At 40.7% G+C, this 22,653-nt stretch carries 23 protein-coding genes; all 23 read left to right on the forward strand.

Annotation, left to right across the window (positions count from 1 at the left end):
• Positions 1–263: 263 nt before the first annotated feature.
• Positions 264–1,025 carry a DUF3450 domain-containing protein gene (locus ACMZOO_RS14185; protein ID WP_440903964.1) on the forward strand — a complete coding sequence of 254 codons (762 nt, stop codon included), beginning with the start codon at positions 264–266 and terminating at the stop codon, positions 1,023–1,025.
• Entirely contained in the window at positions 1,025–2,386 is a 1,362-nt protein-coding gene (locus ACMZOO_RS14190) for a MotA/TolQ/ExbB proton channel family protein (protein WP_440903965.1), read from the forward strand. The genes ACMZOO_RS14185 and ACMZOO_RS14190 overlap by 1 nt, the downstream gene beginning before the upstream one ends.
• A gap of 1 nt (position 2,387) precedes the next feature.
• Complete coding sequence (locus tag ACMZOO_RS14195; RefSeq protein ID WP_016956801.1) at positions 2,388–2,912, forward strand: MotA/TolQ/ExbB proton channel family protein; 525 nt, start codon at positions 2,388–2,390, stop codon at positions 2,910–2,912.
• A gap of 11 nt (positions 2,913–2,923) precedes the next feature.
• Entirely contained in the window at positions 2,924–3,325 is a 402-nt protein-coding gene (locus ACMZOO_RS14200) for an ExbD/TolR family protein (protein ID WP_016956802.1), read from the forward strand.
• Between the two features lies 1 nt (position 3,326).
• Entirely contained in the window at positions 3,327–3,941 is a 615-nt protein-coding gene (locus tag ACMZOO_RS14205; protein ID WP_026016878.1) for an energy transducer TonB, read from the forward strand.
• Between the two features lie 65 nt (positions 3,942–4,006).
• Positions 4,007–5,281, forward strand: a complete 1,275-nt coding sequence (locus tag ACMZOO_RS14210; protein WP_440903966.1) for a tetratricopeptide repeat protein — start codon at positions 4,007–4,009, stop codon at positions 5,279–5,281.
• 181 nt (positions 5,282–5,462) lie between these two features.
• Positions 5,463–5,840, forward strand: coding sequence for an HvfA family oxazolone/thioamide-modified RiPP metallophore (locus tag ACMZOO_RS14215; protein WP_440903967.1), 378 nt, complete (start codon positions 5,463–5,465; stop codon positions 5,838–5,840).
• Entirely contained in the window at positions 5,827–6,690 is an 864-nt protein-coding gene (locus ACMZOO_RS14220; RefSeq protein WP_440903968.1) for an HvfB family MNIO-type RiPP peptide maturase, read from the forward strand. Before ACMZOO_RS14215 ends, ACMZOO_RS14220 begins: the two co-directional genes overlap by 14 nt.
• A complete protein-coding gene (locus ACMZOO_RS14225; protein ID WP_440903969.1) occupies positions 6,677–7,420 on the forward strand; it encodes an HvfC family RiPP maturation protein in 744 nt (247 codons plus the stop codon). Before ACMZOO_RS14220 ends, ACMZOO_RS14225 begins: the two co-directional genes overlap by 14 nt.
• Before the next feature lie 61 nt (positions 7,421–7,481).
• Positions 7,482–7,607: a hypothetical protein gene (locus tag ACMZOO_RS14230; protein ID WP_440903970.1), complete on the forward strand. Its 126-nt coding sequence runs from the start codon at positions 7,482–7,484 to the stop codon at positions 7,605–7,607.
• A gap of 150 nt (positions 7,608–7,757) precedes the next feature.
• A complete protein-coding gene (locus tag ACMZOO_RS14235; RefSeq protein ID WP_440903971.1) occupies positions 7,758–8,126 on the forward strand; it encodes a response regulator in 369 nt (122 codons plus the stop codon).
• A gap of 82 nt (positions 8,127–8,208) precedes the next feature.
• Entirely contained in the window at positions 8,209–8,757 is a 549-nt protein-coding gene (apt, locus tag ACMZOO_RS14240; RefSeq protein ID WP_440903972.1) for an adenine phosphoribosyltransferase, read from the forward strand.
• Between the two features lie 8 nt (positions 8,758–8,765).
• Entirely contained in the window at positions 8,766–11,396 is a 2,631-nt protein-coding gene (gene dnaX, locus ACMZOO_RS14245) for a DNA polymerase III subunit gamma/tau (protein ID WP_440903973.1), read from the forward strand.
• A gap of 33 nt (positions 11,397–11,429) precedes the next feature.
• Positions 11,430–11,762, forward strand: a complete 333-nt coding sequence (locus ACMZOO_RS14250) for a YbaB/EbfC family nucleoid-associated protein (RefSeq protein ID WP_016956813.1) — start codon at positions 11,430–11,432, stop codon at positions 11,760–11,762.
• Positions 11,763–11,787: 25 nt separating this feature from the next.
• Complete coding sequence (recR, locus tag ACMZOO_RS14255) at positions 11,788–12,381, forward strand: recombination mediator RecR (RefSeq protein WP_440903974.1); 594 nt, start codon at positions 11,788–11,790, stop codon at positions 12,379–12,381.
• A 101-nt stretch (positions 12,382–12,482) separates the two neighbouring features.
• A complete protein-coding gene (gene htpG / locus ACMZOO_RS14260) occupies positions 12,483–14,405 on the forward strand; it encodes a molecular chaperone HtpG (protein WP_440903975.1) in 1,923 nt (640 codons plus the stop codon).
• 172 nt (positions 14,406–14,577) lie between these two features.
• Positions 14,578–15,222: an adenylate kinase gene (gene adk, locus ACMZOO_RS14265; protein WP_440903976.1), complete on the forward strand. Its 645-nt coding sequence runs from the start codon at positions 14,578–14,580 to the stop codon at positions 15,220–15,222.
• A gap of 104 nt (positions 15,223–15,326) precedes the next feature.
• A complete protein-coding gene (locus tag ACMZOO_RS14270) occupies positions 15,327–15,656 on the forward strand; it encodes a DUF1904 family protein (RefSeq protein WP_026016879.1) in 330 nt (109 codons plus the stop codon).
• A gap of 531 nt (positions 15,657–16,187) precedes the next feature.
• Positions 16,188–17,624, forward strand: a complete 1,437-nt coding sequence (locus ACMZOO_RS14275; protein ID WP_440903977.1) for a sigma-54 dependent transcriptional regulator — start codon at positions 16,188–16,190, stop codon at positions 17,622–17,624.
• 148 nt (positions 17,625–17,772) lie between these two features.
• Positions 17,773–18,855 carry a sensor histidine kinase gene (locus ACMZOO_RS14280; RefSeq protein ID WP_440903978.1) on the forward strand — a complete coding sequence of 361 codons (1,083 nt, stop codon included), beginning with the start codon at positions 17,773–17,775 and terminating at the stop codon, positions 18,853–18,855.
• 13 nt (positions 18,856–18,868) lie between these two features.
• On the forward strand, positions 18,869–20,200 hold the full coding sequence (locus ACMZOO_RS14285; RefSeq protein ID WP_440903979.1) for a sigma-54-dependent transcriptional regulator: 1,332 nt from the start codon (positions 18,869–18,871) through the stop codon (positions 20,198–20,200).
• 80 nt (positions 20,201–20,280) lie between these two features.
• Positions 20,281–21,201 carry a lipoprotein NlpI gene (gene nlpI, locus ACMZOO_RS14290; protein ID WP_440903980.1) on the forward strand — a complete coding sequence of 307 codons (921 nt, stop codon included), beginning with the start codon at positions 20,281–20,283 and terminating at the stop codon, positions 21,199–21,201.
• Positions 21,202–21,218: 17 nt separating this feature from the next.
• The gene (locus tag ACMZOO_RS14295) at positions 21,219–22,634 is read left to right on the forward strand and encodes a hypothetical protein (RefSeq protein WP_440903981.1); all 1,416 of its coding nucleotides are present in this window, start codon (positions 21,219–21,221) and stop codon (positions 22,632–22,634) included.
• Positions 22,635–22,653 lie beyond the last annotated feature (19 nt).

Raw genomic sequence — 22,653 nt, forward strand, 5'->3', positions numbered from 1 at the left:
AATACAAAATAATCACTTTTGTTAATCAGAGTGAAGAAAATAGCCAAAATATTACGTATTTATATAAAATTCTTTGCATTCTACTGCACATTTTAGCTAAGATTTACCTGCGTCTATATAAAGTGAATCTGATGATCGAGTTTTTAGTGCGAGACTTCGAGTAACCAGACTCCAACAAGTAAGCGGCTCGGTACAAGATATTAGACTTGTACCCAAGCTAAGTATGTTCCAAACAATTTTAATTATTGGGAATCGTGTCAAAGATGATAAAGAGCAAAAAACTCGCTTCTGCTATTGCTGTTGCATGTGCAATGTCACTGCCTACAGTAGTTTCAGCAGACCAGGTTGAAAACCTGCATAAAGAAGAGCGTGCTATTCATGATGCAGCAGTCAAATCTCAAAAACGCGTAGATTCGTATTTTGAGCAATCAATTGACTTACTAAGTGAATACCGCCAAGTTGTAGATGAAACTGATAACTTGCGTTTATACAATGATCATGTTCAAAAATTGGTAAATAACCAAGAAAGATTGATCGGTTCCTTACAAAGTCAGATCGATAGCATTGAAGATACTAAAAAAGGTGTTGTGCCTTTAATGTACAAAATGCTTGATTCATTAGAGAAATTCATTCAATTAGACATTCCAATTGAAGTTGAAGCTCGTACAAAGCGTGTTGAGCGTATCCGTGAGTTAATGGGTGAGCCAAACATCACAACTTCAGAGCGTTACCGCCAAGTACTTGAAGCTTACCAAATCGAAAACGATTATGGTTCAGCTATGTCTGCTTACCAAGGTAAGTTAAATGACATCACTGTTGATATGGTTCATATCGGCCGTGTTGCTTTATTAGCACAATCATTAGACCTTAAAAACTCTTGGGTTTGGGATAACAATGCAAGAGATTGGGTTAAATTAGGTGAAGAGTACAACAAGCCAGTAACTAAGGTTATTCGTATGGCTAAGAAGCAAATTGCACCTGATCTATTAGAAGTGCCAGTATTTGCCGCGGAGAGTGCAGAATAATGAAACAATTAAAAACAATTCTAACTGCTTCAGCTATTGCATTGTCAACAATGACTTTTGGTGCATACGCCAACACAGCTGCGTTAGACAAGCTATTACAAGATGTTAAAGCTGACCGTGTATCTGAAGCAAAAATTAATTCAGCGCGTGAGTCTGAGTTCCGTGCAGCACGTGACCAGAAACAAGCTTTATTAAACAAAGCTAAAAAAGAATTAGCGGATGAGCAAGCTCGTCAAAAGCAATTGCAACAAACTTTTGCGGATAACGAAACTCGTATCACTGACAAAACTAAAGAGTTAGACGATGCTAAAGGTACGTTAGGTGAAATGTTTGGTGTGGTACGTCAAGCAGCTGGTGAAACAGTTGGTCGTGTTGCTACATCAATCATCAGTGCTCAACCTGCTTACGCAAATCGTACTGAAATTTTAGCGACTTTAGCTGAAGCTAAAGAGTTACCAAAATTAGCTGAATTAGAAGAATTATGGTTTGCATTACAAACTGAAATGACTGAGTCAGCAAAAGTAGTTAAATTTGATGCTAACGTAGTGGCATTAGACGGCCGTGAGTCAGTACAAACTGTAACTCGTATCGGTGCATTTAACTTGTTAAGCAACACTGAATACTTGAAGTTCAACTCTGAAAGTAAACAAATTGAACCTTTAGGTCGTCAACCAGAAGGCCATATGGTTTCAGAAGTTGCAAACTTCAACGCGACTACTAGCGGCTATGCAAGTTTATACCTTGACCCTTCACGTGGTGCGATTCTTGATATCTTCAAGCAAAAAGCAACATTGGAAGAGCGTTTTCATCAAGGTGGTTTACCAGGTTATGTAATCACAGCAGTATTAATCTTCGGTATGTTAATTTCTCTTGAGCGTTTCATCACTTTAACTGTAGTTGGTGCGAAAATCCGCAGCCAGTTAAAAGATTTAGCGAATCCAAGTGAAAAGAACCCATTAGGCCGCATCTTAGGTGTTTATGGTGCTAACAAAAATGTTGATACCGAAACATTAGAACTTAAATTAGATGAAGCTATTTTACGTGAAACCCCTCGTATCGAGCGCGGTGTTAACGTAATTAAGATTTTAGCTGCAATCGCACCTTTATTAGGTCTACTAGGTACGGTAACAGGTATGATTGGTACCTTCCAATCAATTACATTGTTCGGTACGGGTGACCCTAAAATCATGGCGGGTGATATCTCTATGGCGTTGGTAACAACAGCTCAAGGTCTTATCGCAGCTTTACCATTGATTTTCTTACACAGTATTACAGCAGCTAAGAGCAAATCTATCGTTCACGTATTAGAAGAGCAAAGTGCTGGTATTGTAGCTTCTCACGCGGAGAAGGAGCGAGCATAAGATGTTATACCTGATAGATATTTGGGAAACTGTCAGGGGATTTATATCAACCGGGGGCGACGTATTATGGATCGTCTTCGGGGTGCTAGCTATCATGTGGATTCTGATGATTGAACGCTACTGGTTTATGTTGATTGAATTTCCTTCAATTCGCAAAAACATTATTGAGCGTTGGGATTCACGAGAAGATACGACCTCCTGGTATGCGCATCGTGTGCGTGATGCCTGGATTTCGGAAGCATCAGAATTGCTGAACGCCAGAATTCTTTTGATTAAAACCCTAGTTGCAGTATGTCCTTTAATCGGATTGTTCGGTACGGTAACAGGCATGATTTCAGTATTCGAAGTAATGGCTGTTTCTGGTACAGGTAACCCACGCTTAATGGCATCGGGTATTTCCATGGCAACAATTCCAACAATGGCTGGAATGGTTGCGGCGCTTTCTGGGGTATTTTTCAGCTCTAGAATTGAAACACGCGTTCGAGTGGAAGTGGAAAAGTTAGTGGATAGTTTGCCACATCATTAGAGAGAATTATTATGGCACGTAGACATCGCCGAGAAGAAGAAGATGCAGCGATCGACATGACGCCGATGCTAGACATCGTATTTATCATGTTGATCTTCTTTATCGTAACGACCTCGTTTGTTAAAGAAGCTGGTATTCAAGTTGATAAACCTGAAGCCAACAACTCAACGACGCCACCTAAAAATTCAAACATCTTCATTGCTATCAGTGAAAATGGTGATATTTGGATGGATAAGCGTATGGTTGACGTAGAGCGCGTTCAAGCTAACTTAGAAAAAATGCTAGCTGAACAACCTACTGAAGCGGTTATTGTACAGGCGGATAAAGAAGCGAAACATGGCAAGGTAATGAAAGTCATGGATCAAATCAAAGCGGCCGGTATTGATAAAATAGTAGTAGCGGGGAAGAAGTAATATGATCCGCCTACTGTTATCTATACCAATAGGCATCGCGATAACATTCGGCCTGTTTGTACTGATGGCAGAGTTGATTGCAAACAATCAGAGCGGCCCTGAAAAGGGTGAAGAAGCTCCGCGAATTGAAATCGTGATGAATAAACCGTCGGACTCTGTACAGCAGCGTACTAGAACGCCGCCTCCGCCGCCGCCGCCACCACAGACTCCGCCTCCGCCTCAACAGGCTGAGCCAGAGACTACTAAAGCAGATGCTGGTGGTGTTAACCTTGATGTTCCAAATGTGAACACAGGTAATGTGGACGTAGGAATCGGCGACATTAGTGGTGCGTTGATGAAAGATGGTGACGCAACACCAATTGTCCGGATTGAACCTCGTTATCCTGCGCAAGCAGCGCGAGATGGAATTGAAGGCTGGGTTGAATTAAGTTTTACAATCGATGAAGTCGGTGGCGTAATCGATGTAGATGTAATCAATTCAGAGCCAAGACGTATTTTTGACCGTGAAGCGAAAAAAGCCTTGGCTAAATGGAAATACAAACCAAAAATTGTTGATGGTAAACCTGTTAAGCAGCCTGGTCTAACCGTGCGTCTTGACTTTACCTTAGCTAAATAAGTTTGTCTTTCGTTCAATTGAAGAAGGTTAGCTTACCCAGTAAGTAAGCTAACCCCGGAGAAAGTATGAAACTCTCACGATTGATTTTGACCGCAGTTTTAGTGGGTACTTCTGTGACTGGTACTATGATGCCAACTCAGGTTTCTGCTAAAACTTTGGAAGAAAAGAAAAAAGAAAGGCCTGTAGAGGTTATGTCGGAGCGTGTTGGTAAAAAAGTTGCTGAAGCAATTGACTTATTAACCGCAAACGAAGAAGAGGGCAGAGAAGCTGATCCTAAAGGTGCTATTAAGTTACTTGAAGAGATTGAGCCTAAGAAAGAGTTTGATAAAGCTTACTTAGCTCAGTTGATTGGTAAATTATATGCGCAGGAAGGCGACTATAAAAAAGCCCTTGAGAAAATCAAATACGCTGCAGATCTTGACGTTTTAAGCTGGGATGACCAAGCGGGTGTGTTAAAAGTTCTTGCGATTTTAAGTTTGCAAGAAGAAAACTACCAAGATGCGATTAACTATTATGGCAAGTGGTTTACTTTTACCGAAGAGCATGACCCTGCTGTTTATACGCATTTGTCGTTAAGTTATTATCAGTTGAAAAACTACAAGCAAACAGTTGAACAAGCTGATCTTGCGATTAAATATGCTAAAGAGCCAAAAGCTGACCCTTATCAGTTAAAAATGTCTGCTTACGTAGATACTAAAAACTATAAGGAAGCGATTAAAGTTTGTGTTGCGGCAATTAAATACTTCCCAGAAGATAAAAAATGGTGGGTTCCACTCGCGCAGTTTTATCTAATGGAAGAAGATTATGCTCGTGCATTGTCTACATTTGAATTGTCAGACAAACAAGGCTTCTTAAACAAAGCTGCACATTATACAACTTTGGCACAGCTGTACTCTATGTATGGTATTCCATATAAAGCTGCAACAACTATGCAGCAGCATATGAAATCAGGCTTGATTGAGAAAGATGCTAAAAACTTAAGTGTTGCGGCTAACTATTTTCACCAAGCTTCAGAGTATAAAAAAGCGGCAGACCAATATTTAGCAGCAGCTAAGTTGAGCAAAGACCCAGAGCATTTCCGCAAAGTGGGTGATTTGTTAGCTATTGCTGAAGAGTATAAATCTGCTGTGGACGCTTACGAGCAAGCATTAGACTTAGGCTCAGCTAAAGAAGGCAGTATTAAAGTTGCTTTAATTGAAGCACACTTTTATTTAGGTAATTACAAAAAAGCTTATAGCTATGCTCGTGAAAGTTTGCAAAACAAACAATACAAGCGTATGGCTCAAGGCTGGATTGGTTACATAAAAGATACAGCACAACGCAAAAACGTTGATATTTAATTTAGCGCATGTTCACAAGTTTAAAAAGGAGCCTCTGGCTCCTTTTTTTATGCCTGCAGATAATGGAACTATTTCTCATTTCATCTTAATTTATCTGATTGAATAAATTAATTTGAAAGTATATGTTAGCGCTACAGGTCTTATTCAGTGACTTTGTTATTTATATTGTAAAGGAACAATTATGAAATCACTTAAACAAACTTCTGTTGCTGCTACTTTAGGTGCGGTGGTTGTTGGCTCTTTAGCTGCTGCAGGTACAGCAAACGCAAATCCATTTGCTATGACACAACTAAGTTCAGGTTATGAGTTATCCAGTACATTTGAAGCCAAGTGTGGTGAAGGCAAATGTGGCGAAGGCAAGTGTGGTGGTAAAGCCGACAAAGAAGCAAAATGCGGCGAAGGCAAGTGTGGTGGCAAAGCCGACAAAGAAGCTAAATGCGGCGAAGGCAAGTGTGGTGGCAAAGCCGACAAGGAAGCAAAATGCGGCGAAGGCAAGTGTGGTGGTAAAGCCGATAAAGAAGCAAAATGCGGCGAAGGTAAGTGTGGTGGCAATAAATAAGCTTTTCCCCCATAATTTATCTGGTGGAGGTCTCGGTTTACGCCGAGACTTTGCTGATTCAGTGTTAGATGGTTTGGACGAACCGATAGATTTTTTCGAAGTCGCACCAGAAAACTGGATGAAAATGGGCGGTCGTTTTGAGCGTTTATTTGCGCAAATAGCAGAACAGCATACTATGACAACCCATGGACTGTCGTTATCTATTGGTAGCCCTGATCCGCTAGACATCCAATTTGTTAAAGAGATAAAAGCCTTTTTAGACAAATACAAGATAGAATTATACTCTGAACACTTAAGCTTCTGCTCAGCGAATGGCCACATGTACGACCTAATGCCTATTCCTTTTACCGAAGAAGCTGCCAGCTATGTGGCCGAGCGGGTTAAGCTGGTACAAGATATTATTGAAAGGCCGCTTGTGCTAGAAAATGTATCTTATTATACACCTTTGAATAGCGAAATATCCGAAATCGACTTTATCAATTCAGTACTAACTGAGTCAGGCGCTTTATTATTACTAGATGTTAATAATGTCTATGTTAATTCAATCAATCATAGATACGACGCTAGAGCATTTATTGATGCTATGCCAACAGAAAAAATAGTCTATGGGCATATAGCTGGTCACTATAACGAAGCTGAAGACTTGATTGTCGACACACATGGTACCGACGTTATAGCCGAAGTTTGGCAGTTATTAGCTTATGCATACCAACAACACGGCACATTTCCAACCCTGCTTGAACGCGATTTTAATATTCCATCTTTGCCGGAGTTATGCCAGGAAGTTAACAAGATAAAACAGGCTCAGGTAGCAGCTGAACAATTTGAGCAAATCAATGTCATCATTTAAACAACAACAAATCGACTTTGCTAATGCTATCAGGCAAGGCAACGCCGCAATAAATGGAATTGAGCAGCGGCGTTTAACTATTTACCAAGAGCTGTTTTTTAACAACACTTTAGACTTCGTCAGTAATGCGTTTCCGGTATTAAAAAGTTTATATAGTCAGCACGCTTGGTCTCGATTAGTCCGGCAGTTTTTTATTGAACACACTTGTACATCAGCCCACTTTGTCGATATTCCGGCTGAGTTTTTACAATTTTTGACTGAGCAATATCAAGTTAAACAATCTGATCCAATATTTATCAAAGAACTGGCACATTACGAATGGATAGAATTAGCGGTGACAGTTCAAACGCAACCGCAAGATAAACTGCCTATATTGCCAGCAGATGTAGTCACGAGTGAAAAGTTTTCACTATCGCCATTGGCTAGAGTTGTTAGTTATCCATTTCCAGTGCACCAGATTAGCCAAAATTTTCAGCCAACATCCGCAAGCGAGCCAGTTTATTTGCTGTTATACCGTAATTCTGCGTTCGAAGTTAAATTTATTCAAATTAATGCGGCTATCGCATTTGTATTAGATCTACTGATAAAAGAGGTTGAAAATAGTTTTGAGGGTTTAGTGGTGCAATTGTTATCAGCCTTGCCAGACGTTGAACAAAGTGTGCTACGACAGTCACTACATGCCAATTTGCTTGAGTTTTCACAACTAGATTTACTGGTTAAATGCGAATAAATGATGGCTTTTTCGACTCGTTTTGACTAACATACGCGGCAAAAATTCTCGGAGATAATTTATGGGTCATCAAAACGAACAAGGTGAAACTGCGAATGTCGGTCATTTATTGGTTGCTGTTGCAGTAACTGTGGCATTACCTTTATTACCAGCAATACTTGGCTGGTATGTTATTTTCGCTAAATAATTTTATTGCCTTTTAATCGGCAATTTAAACCACAAATCTATGGATGCTCATGTGGTTAGAGTATGGAATCATGCGCTTTCGCATGAACTAATTTGCAGATTGGCTATCTAAAGCTTATCTGCAAGCTTTCAGGGCAGAAAAGGGGGAAATATGAAGATTTTGTTAGTAGATGATAATGCCAATGTGCGTGATACACTTGCACAAGCTTTGGAAAATGAAGGTTATGAAGTTGAATTAGGTGATAATGGCCTAGCTGGATTTAATGCCGCAAAACAACATAACTACGACTTTATCATTACAGATTACAAGATGCCGATAATTGACGGTGTTAAATTAATTGAAAATCTTACCCTTGATTTAGCTTATCCCAAATCAAAAATTCTGTTATTAACAACAGATGTGAGCAACAAAGCCAAATTTATTTTTGATAAGTTGCAAATTAGCTGGCTAGCAAAACCGGTTGAGATCCCACAGATACTGCAAAATTTGCCAGATATTCAAACTTCGCAAATTGCTTAATTTATCCTGAGTTGAGGTTAATTAGCAAAACTCAGTTTTTGTTGGGTATAATGCTGCCAGAGCAAAAGTACGGATCGTAAAAATGACATCAAGCGCAGTTCTGGCAGAAATTAAGTCTAGTATTAAAACCATTCCAAATTATCCCAAAGCCGGGATTATGTTTCGAGATGTAACCAGCTTAGTCGAAAATGGGCGCGCTTTCGCTTTGTCTGTACAAGCTTTGACTGAACCTTTTAAAAACCAAGGTATTACTAAAGTGGTTGGCGCGGAAGCCCGCGGTTTTATTTTTGGTGCTGCGGTCGCAAATGCACTAGGTGCAGGATTCGTTCTTGCGCGTAAACCGAATAAATTACCACGCGAAACCATATCGCAAGATTATGAACTAGAGTATGGTTCGGACGAACTGCACATTCATAAAGATTCGTTGAACGATACAGATAAAGTTTTATTAGTGGATGATTTAATTGCAACTGGTGGCACAATTGAAGCTGTTACTAAGATGGTTCGTCAATTAGGTGCTAAGGTTGAAAACGCAGCGTTTGTGATCAATTTGCCCGATTTAGGTGGCGCAGATAAGCTGCGTGATTTAAACATTACACCTTATTGCCTAGTAGAGTTTGAAGGGGAATAACTGAGTTTATGAGTTATCAAGCACTCGCGCGTAAATGGCGTCCACAAAATTTCGGCCAATTAATGGGCCAAGAGCACGTGGTTGCGGCATTAAGTAACGCATTAACCAATGACAGGTTACACCATGCCTATTTGTTTACCGGCACTCGCGGTGTTGGTAAAACCACTATTGCACGTATTTTCGCAAAAAGCTTAAATTGTGCTGACGGTATAACAGCTGAACCTTGTGGCCAATGTCAAAATTGTCGAGCAATTGAAGAAGGACGTTTTGTTGACTTGGTTGAGGTGGATGCAGCGTCGCGGACTAAAGTGGAAGATACTCGTGAGATCCTCGATAACGTGCAATATCGCCCAACTCAAGGTCGCTATAAAGTATATTTGATTGACGAAGTACACATGTTGTCACGCCATTCATTTAATGCATTATTAAAAACCTTGGAAGAGCCACCCCCGCACATCAAATTTTTGTTAGCGACCACAGATCCACAAAAACTGCCTGTGACCATTTTGTCACGTTGTTTGCAATTCAGTTTAAAAGCGATGAATGTCGCACAAATAGAAGCTCAGTTAAATAAAATTTTAACTGCGGAAAGTTTATCTTCTGAACAAGCTGCAATTAATCGACTTGCTGTTGCTGCAAACGGCAGTATGCGTGATGCACTGTCTTTAACTGACCAAGCCATTGCTCAGGGCAATGGTGCTGTTATCGAACAAGTTGTAAAAAACATGCTTGGTTTATTGGATGAGCAGCATGTTGACGCGTTAATTCGTGCGCTAATAGAGCAAGATTTTGCTGCGGCAATGCAAACGGTTGAAAGTTTATTTTTAGCGTCCGCCGATCCAACGCAGATTTTGGTTGAGTTGATGGACTGTTTACATCAAATTGCGTTGTTACAAAGTTTACCTGAATATAAAATAATCGACAGCCGCAATTTTGAGCTACTTAGCCAAGCCGCTGAATTATGGCCGGCAGAGCAAGTACATTTGTATTATCAAATTTGTTTGCGTGGGCGGAAAGATTTACCTTTTGCGGCGTCACCTCGTGCAGGATTAGAAATGACGCTGATGCGGTTATTTGCGTTTTCACCTATAGATACTCAGCGCAAAGAAATTTTTACTGCGGTGAAGCAAGTCGCTGTAGCGCAAAAAGTTGAAAATGCAGAAGTCGCAAGCGCGCCAGCAATGGAAAAAACTCAAGAGCAAGCAGCAGACGCGGAAAAAAAAACTGAATTAGTTAGCGACACAGTAGCTATTGCTCCAACTGAAATAATTGAAAATACTACTGCAGAGCCAGAGCCAGAGCCAGAGCCAGAGCCAGAGCCAGAGCCAGAGCCAGAGCCAGAGCCAGAGCCAGAGCCAGAGCCAGAGCCAGAGCCAGAGCCAGAGCCAGAGCCAGAGCCAGAGCCAGAGCCAGAGCCAGCTTCGGAACCGCAAAATTTTGTAGAGCCGCATTCGGCTATGGAGTCAGAATACCCCGCTGAGTATGCTCAATATGATGTGCAGCAAAATTTGGCTGAGCTCGAAGCACAGCAAGCGCAAATTGAATCGCTAGCATCAAGCCAAGGTTATGAAAATTATCCGCAACAGTCAGCTGTTGAACCTGTAGCCAAAACAACTGAACATGACACAGTTGCAATTCAACAAGCTATGTTGTCGCTGCGTCAAGCAAAACAGCAGAAATTGCAATCTGCCCAAGCTGAAAATGCAAGTCCTGCTGTCAGTGCAGCCCCAGCCATTCCAGTGGTGCCAGCACCAGTCGAACAATTGCCGACCCAATCTTTGCCAAGTCAAAGTTTACCAGGTGAGCAAACAAATGCTGAAGGTAGCGAAGAGGGGGAAGAAGCGCCATGGGTAGATCATTGGTCTGGCGATATGTTTGCAGCGCCGGACGAGGCGACAAGTCAGTTACAACAAAATGATGAACCAGAATCGGCAGAACAAGCAAGTAGCCAACCTGTAGCGCCTACAGATGGCGAACAATTGCCAGCTGAAACTAGTGAGCCAATAGAGAGTGCAACTAATCCGCAAGGTGCAGAGCAACAAATTCCCCCGCCTATGGCAGAACAGTATGTTGCAGTTATAAGTGCAGATGAACAGTCCGATTACGCAAGCTACACAGACTCAGTAGAATATTCGGCAGACGATGCTAGTTACCAACAAGGATATGAAGAAGCTGCAATAGACGCGCCTTACGTGCCAAGACAGGATATTATCCAAGCTTTGGCGCTTGAAAATGCTGTGGCAGATGATTTGCGTTATGCCAAAGACATTGATAATTGGGCAAACTTAGTTGAACAAACTGGTTTGGTCGGTTTACAACGTCAGTTGGTATTGCACTCTAGTTTTGCTCAGTCAGGTCAACAAGTAACTTTGACTTTAGTGCCTGCACAAGCTCACTTAAACGAGCCAAACAATTTCGCTGTAATCAAAGAAAGATTACAGCTGGTTTTACAACAACAAATTGAACTAAATATTCAAATTGGCGATGATAATTTAATCACCCCATTTGAAATTCAACGCGCTATCGACTATTGCCGCTTGCAATATGCCAAACATAGTTTGCAGGCTGATGCTAATGTACAGTTGTTACAACAAACCTTTGGCGCACAGGTAGTCGAAGCAAGTGTAGTCGCGTTATAATGATTTAAACTGACAGAAATAGAAGGTAGTAATATGTTTAAAGGTGGCGGTGGCTTGGGCAACATCATGAAACAAGCCCAACAAATGCAAGAAAAAATGCAACGTGCACAGCAAGAAATTGCCAATATGGAAGTAACGGGTGAAGCAGGCGCTGGCATGGTTAAAGTAACTATGTTGGGCAACCACAATGTTAAGCGTGTTGATATTGATCCAAGCTTAATGGAAGACGACAAAGAAATGTTGGAAGACTTAATTGCGGCAGCTATCAACGACGCAGTTCGTCGTGTTGAAAAACAAAATCAAGAAAAAATGGCTGAAGTAACTGGTGGTATGCAATTACCGCCGGGTATGAAAATGCCTTTCTAATATAGCTTTTGGAGTAAAAGCCTGTATGAAGTTTGCACCTGCGTTACAAAAACTAATTGATGCATTGCGTATATTACCTGGTGTCGGGCCTAAATCGGCACAGCGTATGGCCTTTATCTTGTTAGAAGATCAACAAGGAGCAACTCAATTAGCCCAAGCAGTTCAACAGGCTTTAACTCAAATTAAAAGCTGCAATATTTGTCGCAATTACACCCAAACAGATACCTGTGAAATCTGTGCTGAACCCACTCGCTCGGAGCAAGCTGCTATTTGTGTAGTAGCCCAACCACAAGATGTTTTATCTATAGAGCAAACAGGCCATTTCCATGGTCGCTATTTTGTTTTAAAAGGCTTGTTGTCACCAATCGATGGTATTGGTCCTGAAGAACTTGGATTAGACAGTTTACAGCAACAACTGCAACAAGGTATATCTGAAGTTATATTAGCCACATCACCTAGTGTTGAAGGTGAAGCAACCGCTTTTTATATATCTGAAATGGCGAAAAAACTTGGTATATCAGTTACGCGCCTAGCACAAGGTTTACCGGCCGGAGGCGAATTGTCTTCATTAGATAGCCGCACTTTAGGTCACGCTTTTAGTGGCCGTAAACAGTTATAAAAATCTGCAAAATTTTGCTTGAAAAGAAAATCCGCATCCCCATCTATTAAAGCAATCAAATAAATTGTTATTTATTGCCATATAGCAGGAGATGTATTCAGATGAGCGAAGTAGCCCATAAAGAAACACATGGCTTCCAAACCGAGGTCAAACAACTATTACAATTAATGATCCACTCTTTGTATTCAAACAAAGAAATTTTCTTACGCGAGCTAGTTTCCAACGCTTCAGATGCCGCAGATAAATTACGTTTTAACGCCCTTTCAAATAATGACTTATACGAAAATGATGGCGATTTAAAAGTTCGTGTAAGTGTTGATAAAGACGCTAAAACCATCACCATTTCAGACAATGGTATTGGTATGACGCGCGACCAAGTCATTGAGCATTTAGGTACAATTGCTAAATCAGGTACAAAAGAATTCTTCAGCAATTTAACCGGCGATCAAGCAAAAGATTCTAAGTTAATCGGTCAGTTTGGTGTTGGTTTCTACTCAGCATTTATTGTTGCTGATGCTGTAACAGTTAAGACCCGTGCAGCAGGTGAGAGCACAGAACGTGGTGTTGAATGGTATTCAAAAGGTGACGGCGAATTCACCATAGGTGATATCGAAAAAGCCACTCGTGGTACAGATGTTATCTTGCATTTAAAAGAAGAAGAGAGTGAATTTTTAGACGATTGGAAAGTACGTTCTACCATCACTCGTTATTCTGATCACATTGGTATCCCGGTTGAAATGTGGCAAGAAGGTACACCTGAGTCTGAAGCTCCAGACGGCGAGAAAATTCCAGCTACAGAAGCGCATTGGTCACCAATAAACAAAGGTACAGCTTTGTGGACGCGTGATAAATCAGAAATCACTGACGAAGAATATAAAGAGTTTTATAAGTCAGTCGCGCATGATTTTGAAGAGCCGGTTAAATGGGCACATAACAAGGTTGAAGGTAAAACAGAATATACAAGTTTGTTATACATTCCAAAACGCGCGCCTTTTGATATGTGGAACCGCGAGGTTAAAAGTGGCATCAAACTATATGTTCAGCGTGTATTTATTATGGATGACGCTGAGAAGTTTATGCCGACCTACTTACGTTTTGTTAAAGGTTTAGTTGACTCAAATGATTTACCGCTAAACGTATCACGCGAAATTTTGCAAGATAACAAAATTACCCAATCTATACGTTCAGGTAATGTAAAACGCGTATTACAAATGTTGACGCGTATGGGTGAAAACAGCCCTGAAGAATATGCTACTTTCTGGAAAGAGTTTGGTAACGTATTAAAAGAAGGTCCAGCTGAAGATTTTGCCAACAAAGACAAAATCGCTAAGTTGTTCCGTTTTGCTTCAACTCATGCAGATACCAAAGAACAAAATGTATCATTGGATGACTACCTTGGCCGTATGCAAGAAGGCCAAGATAAGATTTATTACATCACGGCGGATACTTTTGAAGCTGCAAAATCTAGCCCTCACTTAGAAGCTTTCCGCAAAAAAGGCATCGAAGTATTATTGATGGCAGAGCGTGTAGATGAGTGGATGATGTCTCATCTAACTGAATACAACGAAAAACAGTTCCAGCATGTTGCTAAAGCCAATATTGATTTATCTGACTTGGATGATGAAGAAACCAAAAAAGCGCATGAAGAAACTGAAAAAGCCTTTGAAAGTTTTGTTGAGCGTGCAAAAACAGCATTAGGTGACAAAGTTAAAGACGTTAAAGTTTCACATCGTTTAACTGAATCACCAGCTGTTATCACAACTGATGAACACGATATGAATACGCAAATGGCTAAGCTTTTAGAAGCGGCTGGACAAGCTGTTCCTGAAACTAAGTACATCTTTGAGGTAAACCCTGAGCACGCATTAGTTAAACGAGTTGCTGATGAAACTGACGAAAATCTATTTAAAGAATGGGTTGAAGTTTTATTAGACCAAGCAACTTTAGCTGAGCGCGGCTCATTGAAAAACCCAGCTGAGTATGTAAGCAAGTTAAACAAGTTGTTGTTACAACTAGGCAGATAATTGCCTGAAGCTAATGTATAGCAGTTGAAAAATCATTGTCTGTAGTTAGCTAAAATAGGTAGAAAAGCTCGTAAAAACGGACGTTCAGCGTCCGTTTTTTGCTTTTAAACTTGTATAATTTGGCCCATCGTTGTATTGTTCGCGCCAGTTTATTTTTAAGATTGAGGATATTATGCGAATTATCTTATTAGGCGCACCAGGCGCCGGTAAAGGGACTCAAGCTCAGTTCTTAATGCAAGAGTTTGGTATTCCGCAAATCTCCACTGGCGACATGTTACGCGCAGCTATTAAAGCTGGCACGCCTTTAGGTTTAGAAGCGAAAAAAGTAATTGATGCAGGCCAATTGGTTTCTGACGAAATTATCATTGGTTTGGTTAAAGAGCGCATTGCACAAGAAGATTGTGCTAAAGGCTTTTTGTTAGACGGTTTCCCTCGTACTATCCCACAAGCGGATGCTATGGTTGAAAGCAACATAGATATTGATTTTGTACTTGAGTTTGATGTACCTGATCAAGTAATTGTTGAGCGTATGAGTGGTCGTCGTGTTCACACTGCATCTGGCCGTGTTTATCACATCGTTTATAATCCACCTAAAGTGGAAGGTAAAGATGATGAAACTGGTGAAGATTTAGTTATCCGTGCAGACGATGAAGCTGCAACGGTTAAAAAACGTTTAGATATTTACCATGAGCAAACTGAGCCATTGGTTGCTTATTATCAAAACTTAGCTGGCCAAGGCAAAACTAAGTACCACAAATTAGATGGTACTCAGGCTGTTGAAGCAGTTAGCGCTCAGTTAAAAGAATTGTTAGCTTAATATTTTAACCCTAATAAGGGTTAGCTGAGCTGTCAAATATAGAACCACTCCCTTATTGATAGGTGAGTGGTTTTTTGTTTTTAGCGATGTTATTTGGAATTGTTATGCCACATTTAAGATTGTATGCAGTGCCTGAAGAAGCCGCCGTTGCTGCGAGCGAAACCTTGTTGCCAAAGTTGGCCGAGATAGTTGATTGCCCACTTGATTATTTTACTTTGCAGTTGGTTAATAGCACTTTTTATTCGGCTGGCAAAAAGGTCTGTGGTGAGCCATATATTGATGTACATTGGTTTGCGCGAGAGCAAGCTGTGCAAGATAAATTTGCCGCTTGTGTGCAAGAATTCTTTTTACCATATTTTTCTGGCCAAGATATTACATGTGTTTTTACCACGTTAGAGGGTAAAGATTACTACGAGAATGGCGTGCATTATTAATTGGCGCTGTTAGTCCAGTGCATTAATGGCTCCTTCGAAGCATAATTTTCTAAAAACGCTTTTCACCATCCTTGGTCGCTCGCAAACGTCGTCCCAGACGTTTGAAGTTTTAGAAAATTAGCATTCGAAAGAACCATATCTAAGCATATGTGGTGCTGCTTAAAATGTAATTGACCTATTTTAATGCCTACGCATGAAAATACTGCGATTGGTAGCGGCGCTAGGTTTAAGAAGGTGAATGGGTGTGTTGTGAACAAAACTTCAATCGGTAGGGATACCGTTTGGGAGCGGGCCATGGATGGCCTTGCAGCGTTTTTGTGAGCAATACCCCATTTGCCTTCAGGAATATAAACTCGCTCTTTTTCTACCATGCCCATCAAAATCTAATTAAATTCGTATCAGCTCGCCCAAGATCCCCCCTCTCCCAAACGCATCAAAATTTTGACGTTTAGAAGTTAAAACTGGATTAATTAGCAAAATTCGTCAATAATCCAATTATCAAAGCAAATATATAACAATAAATTGACGTGCATGGCATCCACCAAAAGAATTTTATTAATTGATAGCGCATCAGCAGAACTAGAACAGTTAAAAACAATCTTGCAATTTATTGACGAAGATTTCGACTGTGTTAGCCCAGAACAAGCACAACAAAACCTACGCGATCACCAACAGTGGAAAGCTGTATTGTTAGGTGGCGCTGTTGGTGATATCAATATCAGTGAAAAACTCATTAATGGCGCACCAGAGCTACCATTTATTGTTCAAGATAGATATTCCGAGTTAACTGCATTTGCTAACGTGGTTGCCGCGATAAACGGCGGTATTAACTATTCACAGCTCACCCAAGCACTGCATCATTGCGAAGCTTATTTACGTAATAAGCCAGGTAAAGCAGTGCAAACTAGCAAAGATTTGTTGCACACCTTAGTCGGTAAAAGTGCCGAGATGCAAACCGTGCGTAAATTGATAGAGCAAGTTGCGCCAACCGATGCCAACGTATTGGTATTAGGTGAATCAGGCACAGGTAAAGAGGTGGTTGCTCAATCTATTCATAAATTGTCTAAACGGGCAAAAGGGCCTTTTGTCCCTGTTAACTGTGGCGCTATTCCGGCCGAGTTATTAGAAAGTGAATTATTTGGTCATGAAAAAGGCGCATTTACCGGTGCAATTAGCAGCCGTAAAGGCCGCTTTGAACTTGCACAAGGTGGCACATTATTTTTAGATGAAATTGGTGATATGCCATTGCCAATGCAAGTTAAATTATTGCGTGTGTTGCAAGAAAGATTGTTCGAACGTGTTGGTTCAGCCACACAAGTTAAAGCAGATGTTAGAGTTATCGCCGCAACGCACAGGAATTTGGAAGATTTGGTAGAACAAGGTAAATTTCGTGAAGATTTATTCTACCGCCTCAATGTTTTCCCAATTGATACCCCATCACTGCGCGAGCGCCGTGAAGATGTTCCACAACTTGCCCAAGCGCTAATTGACAGGTTAGCAGAGCGTGAAGAAGACAGCGTCAAATTAACCGATAACGCCATGCAAAGTTTAATGGAGCACAAATGGGCAGGTAACGTACGTGAGTTAGCAAACTTACTCGAGCGCCTAACCATTTTATATCCCAACCAAGTGGTTGATGTTGGTGATTTACCGGTTAAGTATCAGCACATTGAAGTTGCACAATTCGAACCTGAATATCCTGAAGCCATTCTAGAGCGCGAAGCTTTGAATGATCTATTCTCATTCGAAGATGAAGACGACTTTGAAGAAGAGCCTGCTGTTTCTGTTATGGATGTTTTGCCCGAAGAAGGTATCAACCTCAAAGAATATTTAGCTGATTTAGAAGTTAGCCTAATTAATCAAGCACTTGAGTTCCACGATGGTGTAGTCGCTCGTGCTGCTGAGATGTTAGGGATGCGCCGCACAACTCTAGTCGAAAAAATGCGCAAATACGGTTTAAACCAATAATCCAAGTGTTTATTCTACCGGGTGTCATATCACTGACGCCCAAAGTTTTTCCTTATCCTTCTGAAAAATAACATAAAATTAATTGGCATCATCTTTGCTGTACAGAACTTAGTATTTTAATGACCAAGTTTTTGACACGGAGCCAAGCATGCCGTCTAGTTCTATTAAAAATCAACCGCTAGCCAAAGAAGCTTACGCTGGTGAATTAGCTAGTTTGCGCAGCCAAGCCGATCAGCTAGTGCACTTAATTGATGTTATTCCAGCGGGTGTGGTGATTCTTAATAGCCAAGGGATAGTTGAGCGAACTAATCAAATCGCGATTGATTTACTGGGTGAGCCATTAACTGGGCAAAAATGGTTAACGATAATAGCTCGCTCATTTAATCCTCAAGCTGATGATGGCCATGAAGTGTCTCTGGTTGATGGTAGGCGCGTACGATTAGAAACCAATGCGCTAACCTCTGAATCTGGTCAGTTGATTCTGCTTACTGATATGACCCAAACACGCTTGCTACAGGCTAGAGTAAGTCAATTACATCATCTTAGTACTTTGGGGCGCATGGTCGCGACACTTGCTCATCAAATTCGCACGCCGTTGTCGGCGGCTATGTTATACGCAGCAAACTTGGCAAATCCGTCTCTTATTCATACAGCGAAACAAACGTTTCAACATAAGTTGATGGGGCGTTTGAAGGATTTAGAATCACAAATAAACGACATGTTGTTGTTTGCTAAAAGTGGTCAGCAGCAAGTTGCCGAGTTGTTGTCACTTGAGCAATTATTAACTGAAGTACAATCTGGTGCTGAAGCTATGCTTAGCCAAAACCACGCAGTGCTGAAAGTTGAATTACCCGAGCCTGATATCAATATCTTCGGTAATAAAAATGCCTTGGCTAGTGCAATTCAAAACTTAATTCACAACAGTGTGCAAATTATTGGCCGGGGTGCTGAAATTTCTATCAGTGCCAAAATGTCTACTAAATATCCAGAGCAAGTTGAAATAGTGGTTACGGATAATGGCCCGGGCATAGACGAAAAAAACTTCCCACATATTTTTGAGCCGTTTTTTACCACACGAACAAAAGGTACAGGTTTAGGTTTAGCTGTTGTTAAAGCTGTAGTTGAACAACATCAAGGGAAAATCGCCGTTACCAACCAAGTATCAGGTTGTCGTTTTGTGTTGAGTTTCCCATGCGCGCAGCAACTTGCTGTGGCCGCTGGTCAAAATTGAGAGGAGAGGAGTTATGAATCGTAAAATTCTAATAGTAGAAGACGATGCTGATTTGCGTGAAGCCATTTTGGATACGCTTGTTATCTCTGGTTTTGACTGCGATCAAGCCGATAGTGCTGAGCAAGCTTTAGTTAAGTTAAACAAACAAAGTTACAGTATGGTGGTTTCTGATGTACAGATGCCGGGGAACGATGGTTTATCTTTACTTAAATCAATAAAAGCAAAATATCCAGAGCTGCCAGTATTGTTAATGACAGCCTTTGCCAATATAAAAGGTGCGGTTGACGCAATGAAAGTTGGTGCTGTGGATTATTTAACTAAACCCTTCTCGCCTGAGGTGTTAATTAACTTAGTCGGTCGCTATATATTGCCGGAAAAAGTCGAAGTCTGTCAGCCGATAGTGCGAGACAGTCAAAGTATTCAGCTGTTGAACTTGGCACAAAGAGTCGCGCAATCGGAAGCATCCGTTATGGTTTTGGGTCCTAGTGGCTCGGGTAAAGAGGTGCTTGCTCGTTACATACATCAAGAATCCAAACGCCAAGATATGCCATTTGTTGCCATTAACTGTGCAGCCATTCCGGAAAACATGTTAGAAGCCACTTTATTTGGGTATGAAAAAGGCGCATTTACCGGTGCACTGCAAGCTTGTCCTGGTAAATTTGAACAAGCACAAGCGGGCACTATTTTATTGGATGAAATTTCTGAAATGGATTTGGCTTTGCAAGCTAAATTGTTGCGGGTAATTCAAGAGCGTGAAGTAGAGCGTTTAGGCGCGCGCAAAACTATTAAGCTAGATGTGCGTGTTATCGCTACCAGCAATCGAGATTTAAAGTTGGCCGTCGCTGAAGGTTTATTTAGAGAAGATTTGTATTATAGGTTGAATGTATTCCCGTTAACTTGGTTGCCACTGAGTGAACGAAAAATGGATATATTGCCACTGGCGGAACATTTAATTGAGCGCCACTGCCAAAAAAATGCTCAGCCAGTACCTAAACTCAGTGTTGCCGCTCGCAACAAACTCCAACAACATGATTGGCCGGGCAATGTACGTGAATTAGACAATGTTGTGCAGCGTGCATTGATATTGTGTCAGCACCAAATAATAGATGAAGCAGATGTATTAATTGAAACAGATACAGCTGTTTTACCTGCAATGACAAATATTCAAAAGCCTGCAGGTTTAGGTAAAGAGTTACGCGAGCAGGAACACCAAATTATTTTAGATACCTTGATAGCTTGTCATGGTAAACGCAATAAAGTTGCAGACAAGTTAGGTATCAGCCCGAGGACACTAAGATACAAATTAGCCAAAATGCGTGAAATGGGTATAGAGATCCCGGTGTAAATTTATTTGCTTCTCAATTCAAATCTGGCAGACTCGGTTTATACTTAGCACTAACAATTTGAAATTAAGAAGAATCTTGAATGCATATTATCGCAAAAGTCGTAGCTGCTTGTTCACTCTGTTTGTTGTTTGTTGGTTGTAGTTCAACCAATAAACAACCTCAGTTAACTCAAATTGCTAACTCGTATGCAGATTCAGTACAACACCAAGTTGCGATACGCCGTTTGTCTGATTTTTTGCAGCAACAAGATTTGTCTGAAAAACAAAAATCTGAATTGTATTTTCGTCGTGGGCTTCTGTATGACGAAATTGGTTTAATGCACCTTTCTTATTTTGATATGTTGCAAGCCATTGAAAATAATCCAACTCAAGTTGAAGCTTATAATATTTTGGGTATTTATTACGTTAGGCAAAATGAATTTGGCCGTGCGTACGAAGCATTTGATTCGGTTTTAGAGCTCAAAGCCGATCATAATTACGCCTATTTTAATCGCGCAATCGCTTTATATTATGGTGAAAGGCCACAACTGGCATTAAAAGATTTTGAATCATTTTACCAACTAGATCCACAAGATCCATACCGTTTGATGTGGTGGTATTTTGCCGAACTAGCTGTTGAACAAGCTCAAACCCAGCCTCAAAATTTACCAAATAAAATGGATGCATTAGCCAATCTACGCCAGCGTTTACAAGGCTTAGATAAAGATGACTGGGGAGTATTGCTAACCAAGTTATATACGGGCGAGCTAACACCACAACAACTTTTGCAATTAGCAGCGGTTAATAATCAGTCTGAACAAATGCTTAATGAAAAATTGTGTGAAGCGTATTTTTACATAGCTAAATATTACCAACTACATGATCAACTAGCGCAAGCCGAGTTTTATTACAAAGCTGCAATTTCCACTCATGTCTATCAATTTGTTGAATTTAGATATGCACAAACAGAGTTGACCAAACTACTTGGCCCTGAGCTGCCAAAAGTTGCACCTGTACATTAAAGCTAGCTTGCTTTTATATGCGTTTTGCTCGACCGCTGGGATTTAGTTTTGTTGCCTTGCTAGTTATTGGCTGTAGTCTAGCTATTGGGCTGACCAGCCATAACAATCAACAAACCAACAGCATCAAAGCATATATAGCGCTAACCAAGTTAGTGTCAGCCAATCAAGCGGATAAAACGCTGGACCAGAGGCGAAAATTTGATGAATTGTATCAGCTATTATCTAGCGACAATCGCGAGCGGCTGCGTAATCAACTGATTCAATTTTCCAGCCAACGAGATATTAGCTCTAGCTTCAAACTTTATCCTACAAGGTTACTTGTTGATTTAGCCCAACATGGCCATGTTAATGCGATGCGTTTTCTGGCTCGCTCAAATCTGGCTGATGCGAATCAGTGGCATACAGAGTTACTGTCAATTGATTATCTACATACTTGGCAATACGCCAGTATATTGGCAGATACGCAAGGCGCAGACAAACAGTTAACCCAAAAAATGTATTTAACAGCTTTGACTTTTCTCGAAAACGAATTAGAGCTAGAGTCGCAAGCTAAATCACAACAATTAGAAGCGTTAATCGATGAGTTAGTTAAACATGCGATAACGCACAAAGTTGAGCAATGGCAAACTTTGCTTATGAAGTACTCAACCCCAAGGATTAGCCACTGGCGGAATTTATATCAGCAATATTATGTGGAAAACTTGCGTGAACTTGATTCGCCATCAGTGAATAATCCAGCCAATAAGTGCGATAAACCACTGACACTGTTGGCCAACACCCCTTGGGATTTAATCCAGCTATCGCAGGTAACTAAGCAATTTTTGCAAGCGGAGTTATCCGAAGGTTTTTGCATTCGCCGCCTCGTTTGGAGCGCCGATATACAGCAGATAGAGCACAATCTGACAAACAGCTCGCAGCCATATTGGTTGGTTATGCGTCAAGTTAATAAAGCTTATAGATTTAAACAGCAAATTCATGTGCCGCCAACAGCTAGCTTAAAGTTGCTGCAGCATGAAATTGCTCATTGGCTTGGCTTTGAAGATGAATATGCACTGCGTGCAGAAACCGCTAACATCAGATGCACTAGAGTAAATAGCAGACAAAATATTTGGGCTATGGGGCACAATATTGTCGCGATAAAAGATGGCACTCGGTTTAACTCAGTAGCAGACGCTTACCAGGCACTAGCACCGCATATGAAATGGATTGAACATATCTCGGATATGAAATCTTTTCTTACTCTAGGTGAAAAGGGCTGGGAAATTAAGCCGGTTACCGAACATTTTGAGCATATTGGCATTTACCCGGCGGATACTTGCAATAATTTTTATGGGGTAACTGCTTATAAACCTTTGCTAAATCTCTCCTTTATGTACAATTATGAGCTAAGTATTCCAAAATTTTATAAGGAATTGTTAATTGACGATGGTTAAGTAATAACAGCTGAACTAG

This window comes from Catenovulum sp. SX2, from assembly GCF_052056295.1.
In the GTDB taxonomy this organism is placed as follows: Bacteria; Pseudomonadota; Gammaproteobacteria; order Enterobacterales; family Alteromonadaceae; genus Catenovulum.

Coding starts and splice junctions, on each gene's coding strand:
- ACMZOO_RS14210 (WP_440903966.1), top strand. CDS start 4,007: ATGAAACTCTCACGATTGATTTTGACCGCAGTTTTAGTGGGTACTTCT.
- nlpI (WP_440903980.1), top strand. CDS start 20,281: ATGCATATTATCGCAAAAGTCGTAGCTGCTTGTTCACTCTGTTTGTTG.
- adk (WP_440903976.1), top strand. CDS start 14,578: ATGCGAATTATCTTATTAGGCGCACCAGGCGCCGGTAAAGGGACTCAA.
- ACMZOO_RS14195 (WP_016956801.1), top strand. CDS start 2,388: ATGTTATACCTGATAGATATTTGGGAAACTGTCAGGGGATTTATATCA.
- ACMZOO_RS14275 (WP_440903977.1), top strand. CDS start 16,188: ATGGCATCCACCAAAAGAATTTTATTAATTGATAGCGCATCAGCAGAA.
- ACMZOO_RS14185 (WP_440903964.1), top strand. CDS start 264: ATGATAAAGAGCAAAAAACTCGCTTCTGCTATTGCTGTTGCATGTGCA.
- ACMZOO_RS14285 (WP_440903979.1), top strand. CDS start 18,869: ATGAATCGTAAAATTCTAATAGTAGAAGACGATGCTGATTTGCGTGAA.
- ACMZOO_RS14230 (WP_440903970.1), top strand. CDS start 7,482: ATGGGTCATCAAAACGAACAAGGTGAAACTGCGAATGTCGGTCATTTA.
- recR (WP_440903974.1), top strand. CDS start 11,788: ATGAAGTTTGCACCTGCGTTACAAAAACTAATTGATGCATTGCGTATA.
- apt (WP_440903972.1), top strand. CDS start 8,209: ATGACATCAAGCGCAGTTCTGGCAGAAATTAAGTCTAGTATTAAAACC.
- ACMZOO_RS14250 (WP_016956813.1), top strand. CDS start 11,430: ATGTTTAAAGGTGGCGGTGGCTTGGGCAACATCATGAAACAAGCCCAA.
- ACMZOO_RS14295 (WP_440903981.1), top strand. CDS start 21,219: ATGCGTTTTGCTCGACCGCTGGGATTTAGTTTTGTTGCCTTGCTAGTT.
- ACMZOO_RS14270 (WP_026016879.1), top strand. CDS start 15,327: ATGCCACATTTAAGATTGTATGCAGTGCCTGAAGAAGCCGCCGTTGCT.
- ACMZOO_RS14280 (WP_440903978.1), top strand. CDS start 17,773: ATGCCGTCTAGTTCTATTAAAAATCAACCGCTAGCCAAAGAAGCTTAC.
- ACMZOO_RS14215 (WP_440903967.1), top strand. CDS start 5,463: ATGAAATCACTTAAACAAACTTCTGTTGCTGCTACTTTAGGTGCGGTG.
- ACMZOO_RS14225 (WP_440903969.1), top strand. CDS start 6,677: ATGTCATCATTTAAACAACAACAAATCGACTTTGCTAATGCTATCAGG.
- ACMZOO_RS14205 (WP_026016878.1), top strand. CDS start 3,327: ATGATCCGCCTACTGTTATCTATACCAATAGGCATCGCGATAACATTC.
- ACMZOO_RS14190 (WP_440903965.1), top strand. CDS start 1,025: ATGAAACAATTAAAAACAATTCTAACTGCTTCAGCTATTGCATTGTCA.
- dnaX (WP_440903973.1), top strand. CDS start 8,766: ATGAGTTATCAAGCACTCGCGCGTAAATGGCGTCCACAAAATTTCGGC.
- ACMZOO_RS14235 (WP_440903971.1), top strand. CDS start 7,758: ATGAAGATTTTGTTAGTAGATGATAATGCCAATGTGCGTGATACACTT.
- ACMZOO_RS14200 (WP_016956802.1), top strand. CDS start 2,924: ATGGCACGTAGACATCGCCGAGAAGAAGAAGATGCAGCGATCGACATG.
- htpG (WP_440903975.1), top strand. CDS start 12,483: ATGAGCGAAGTAGCCCATAAAGAAACACATGGCTTCCAAACCGAGGTC.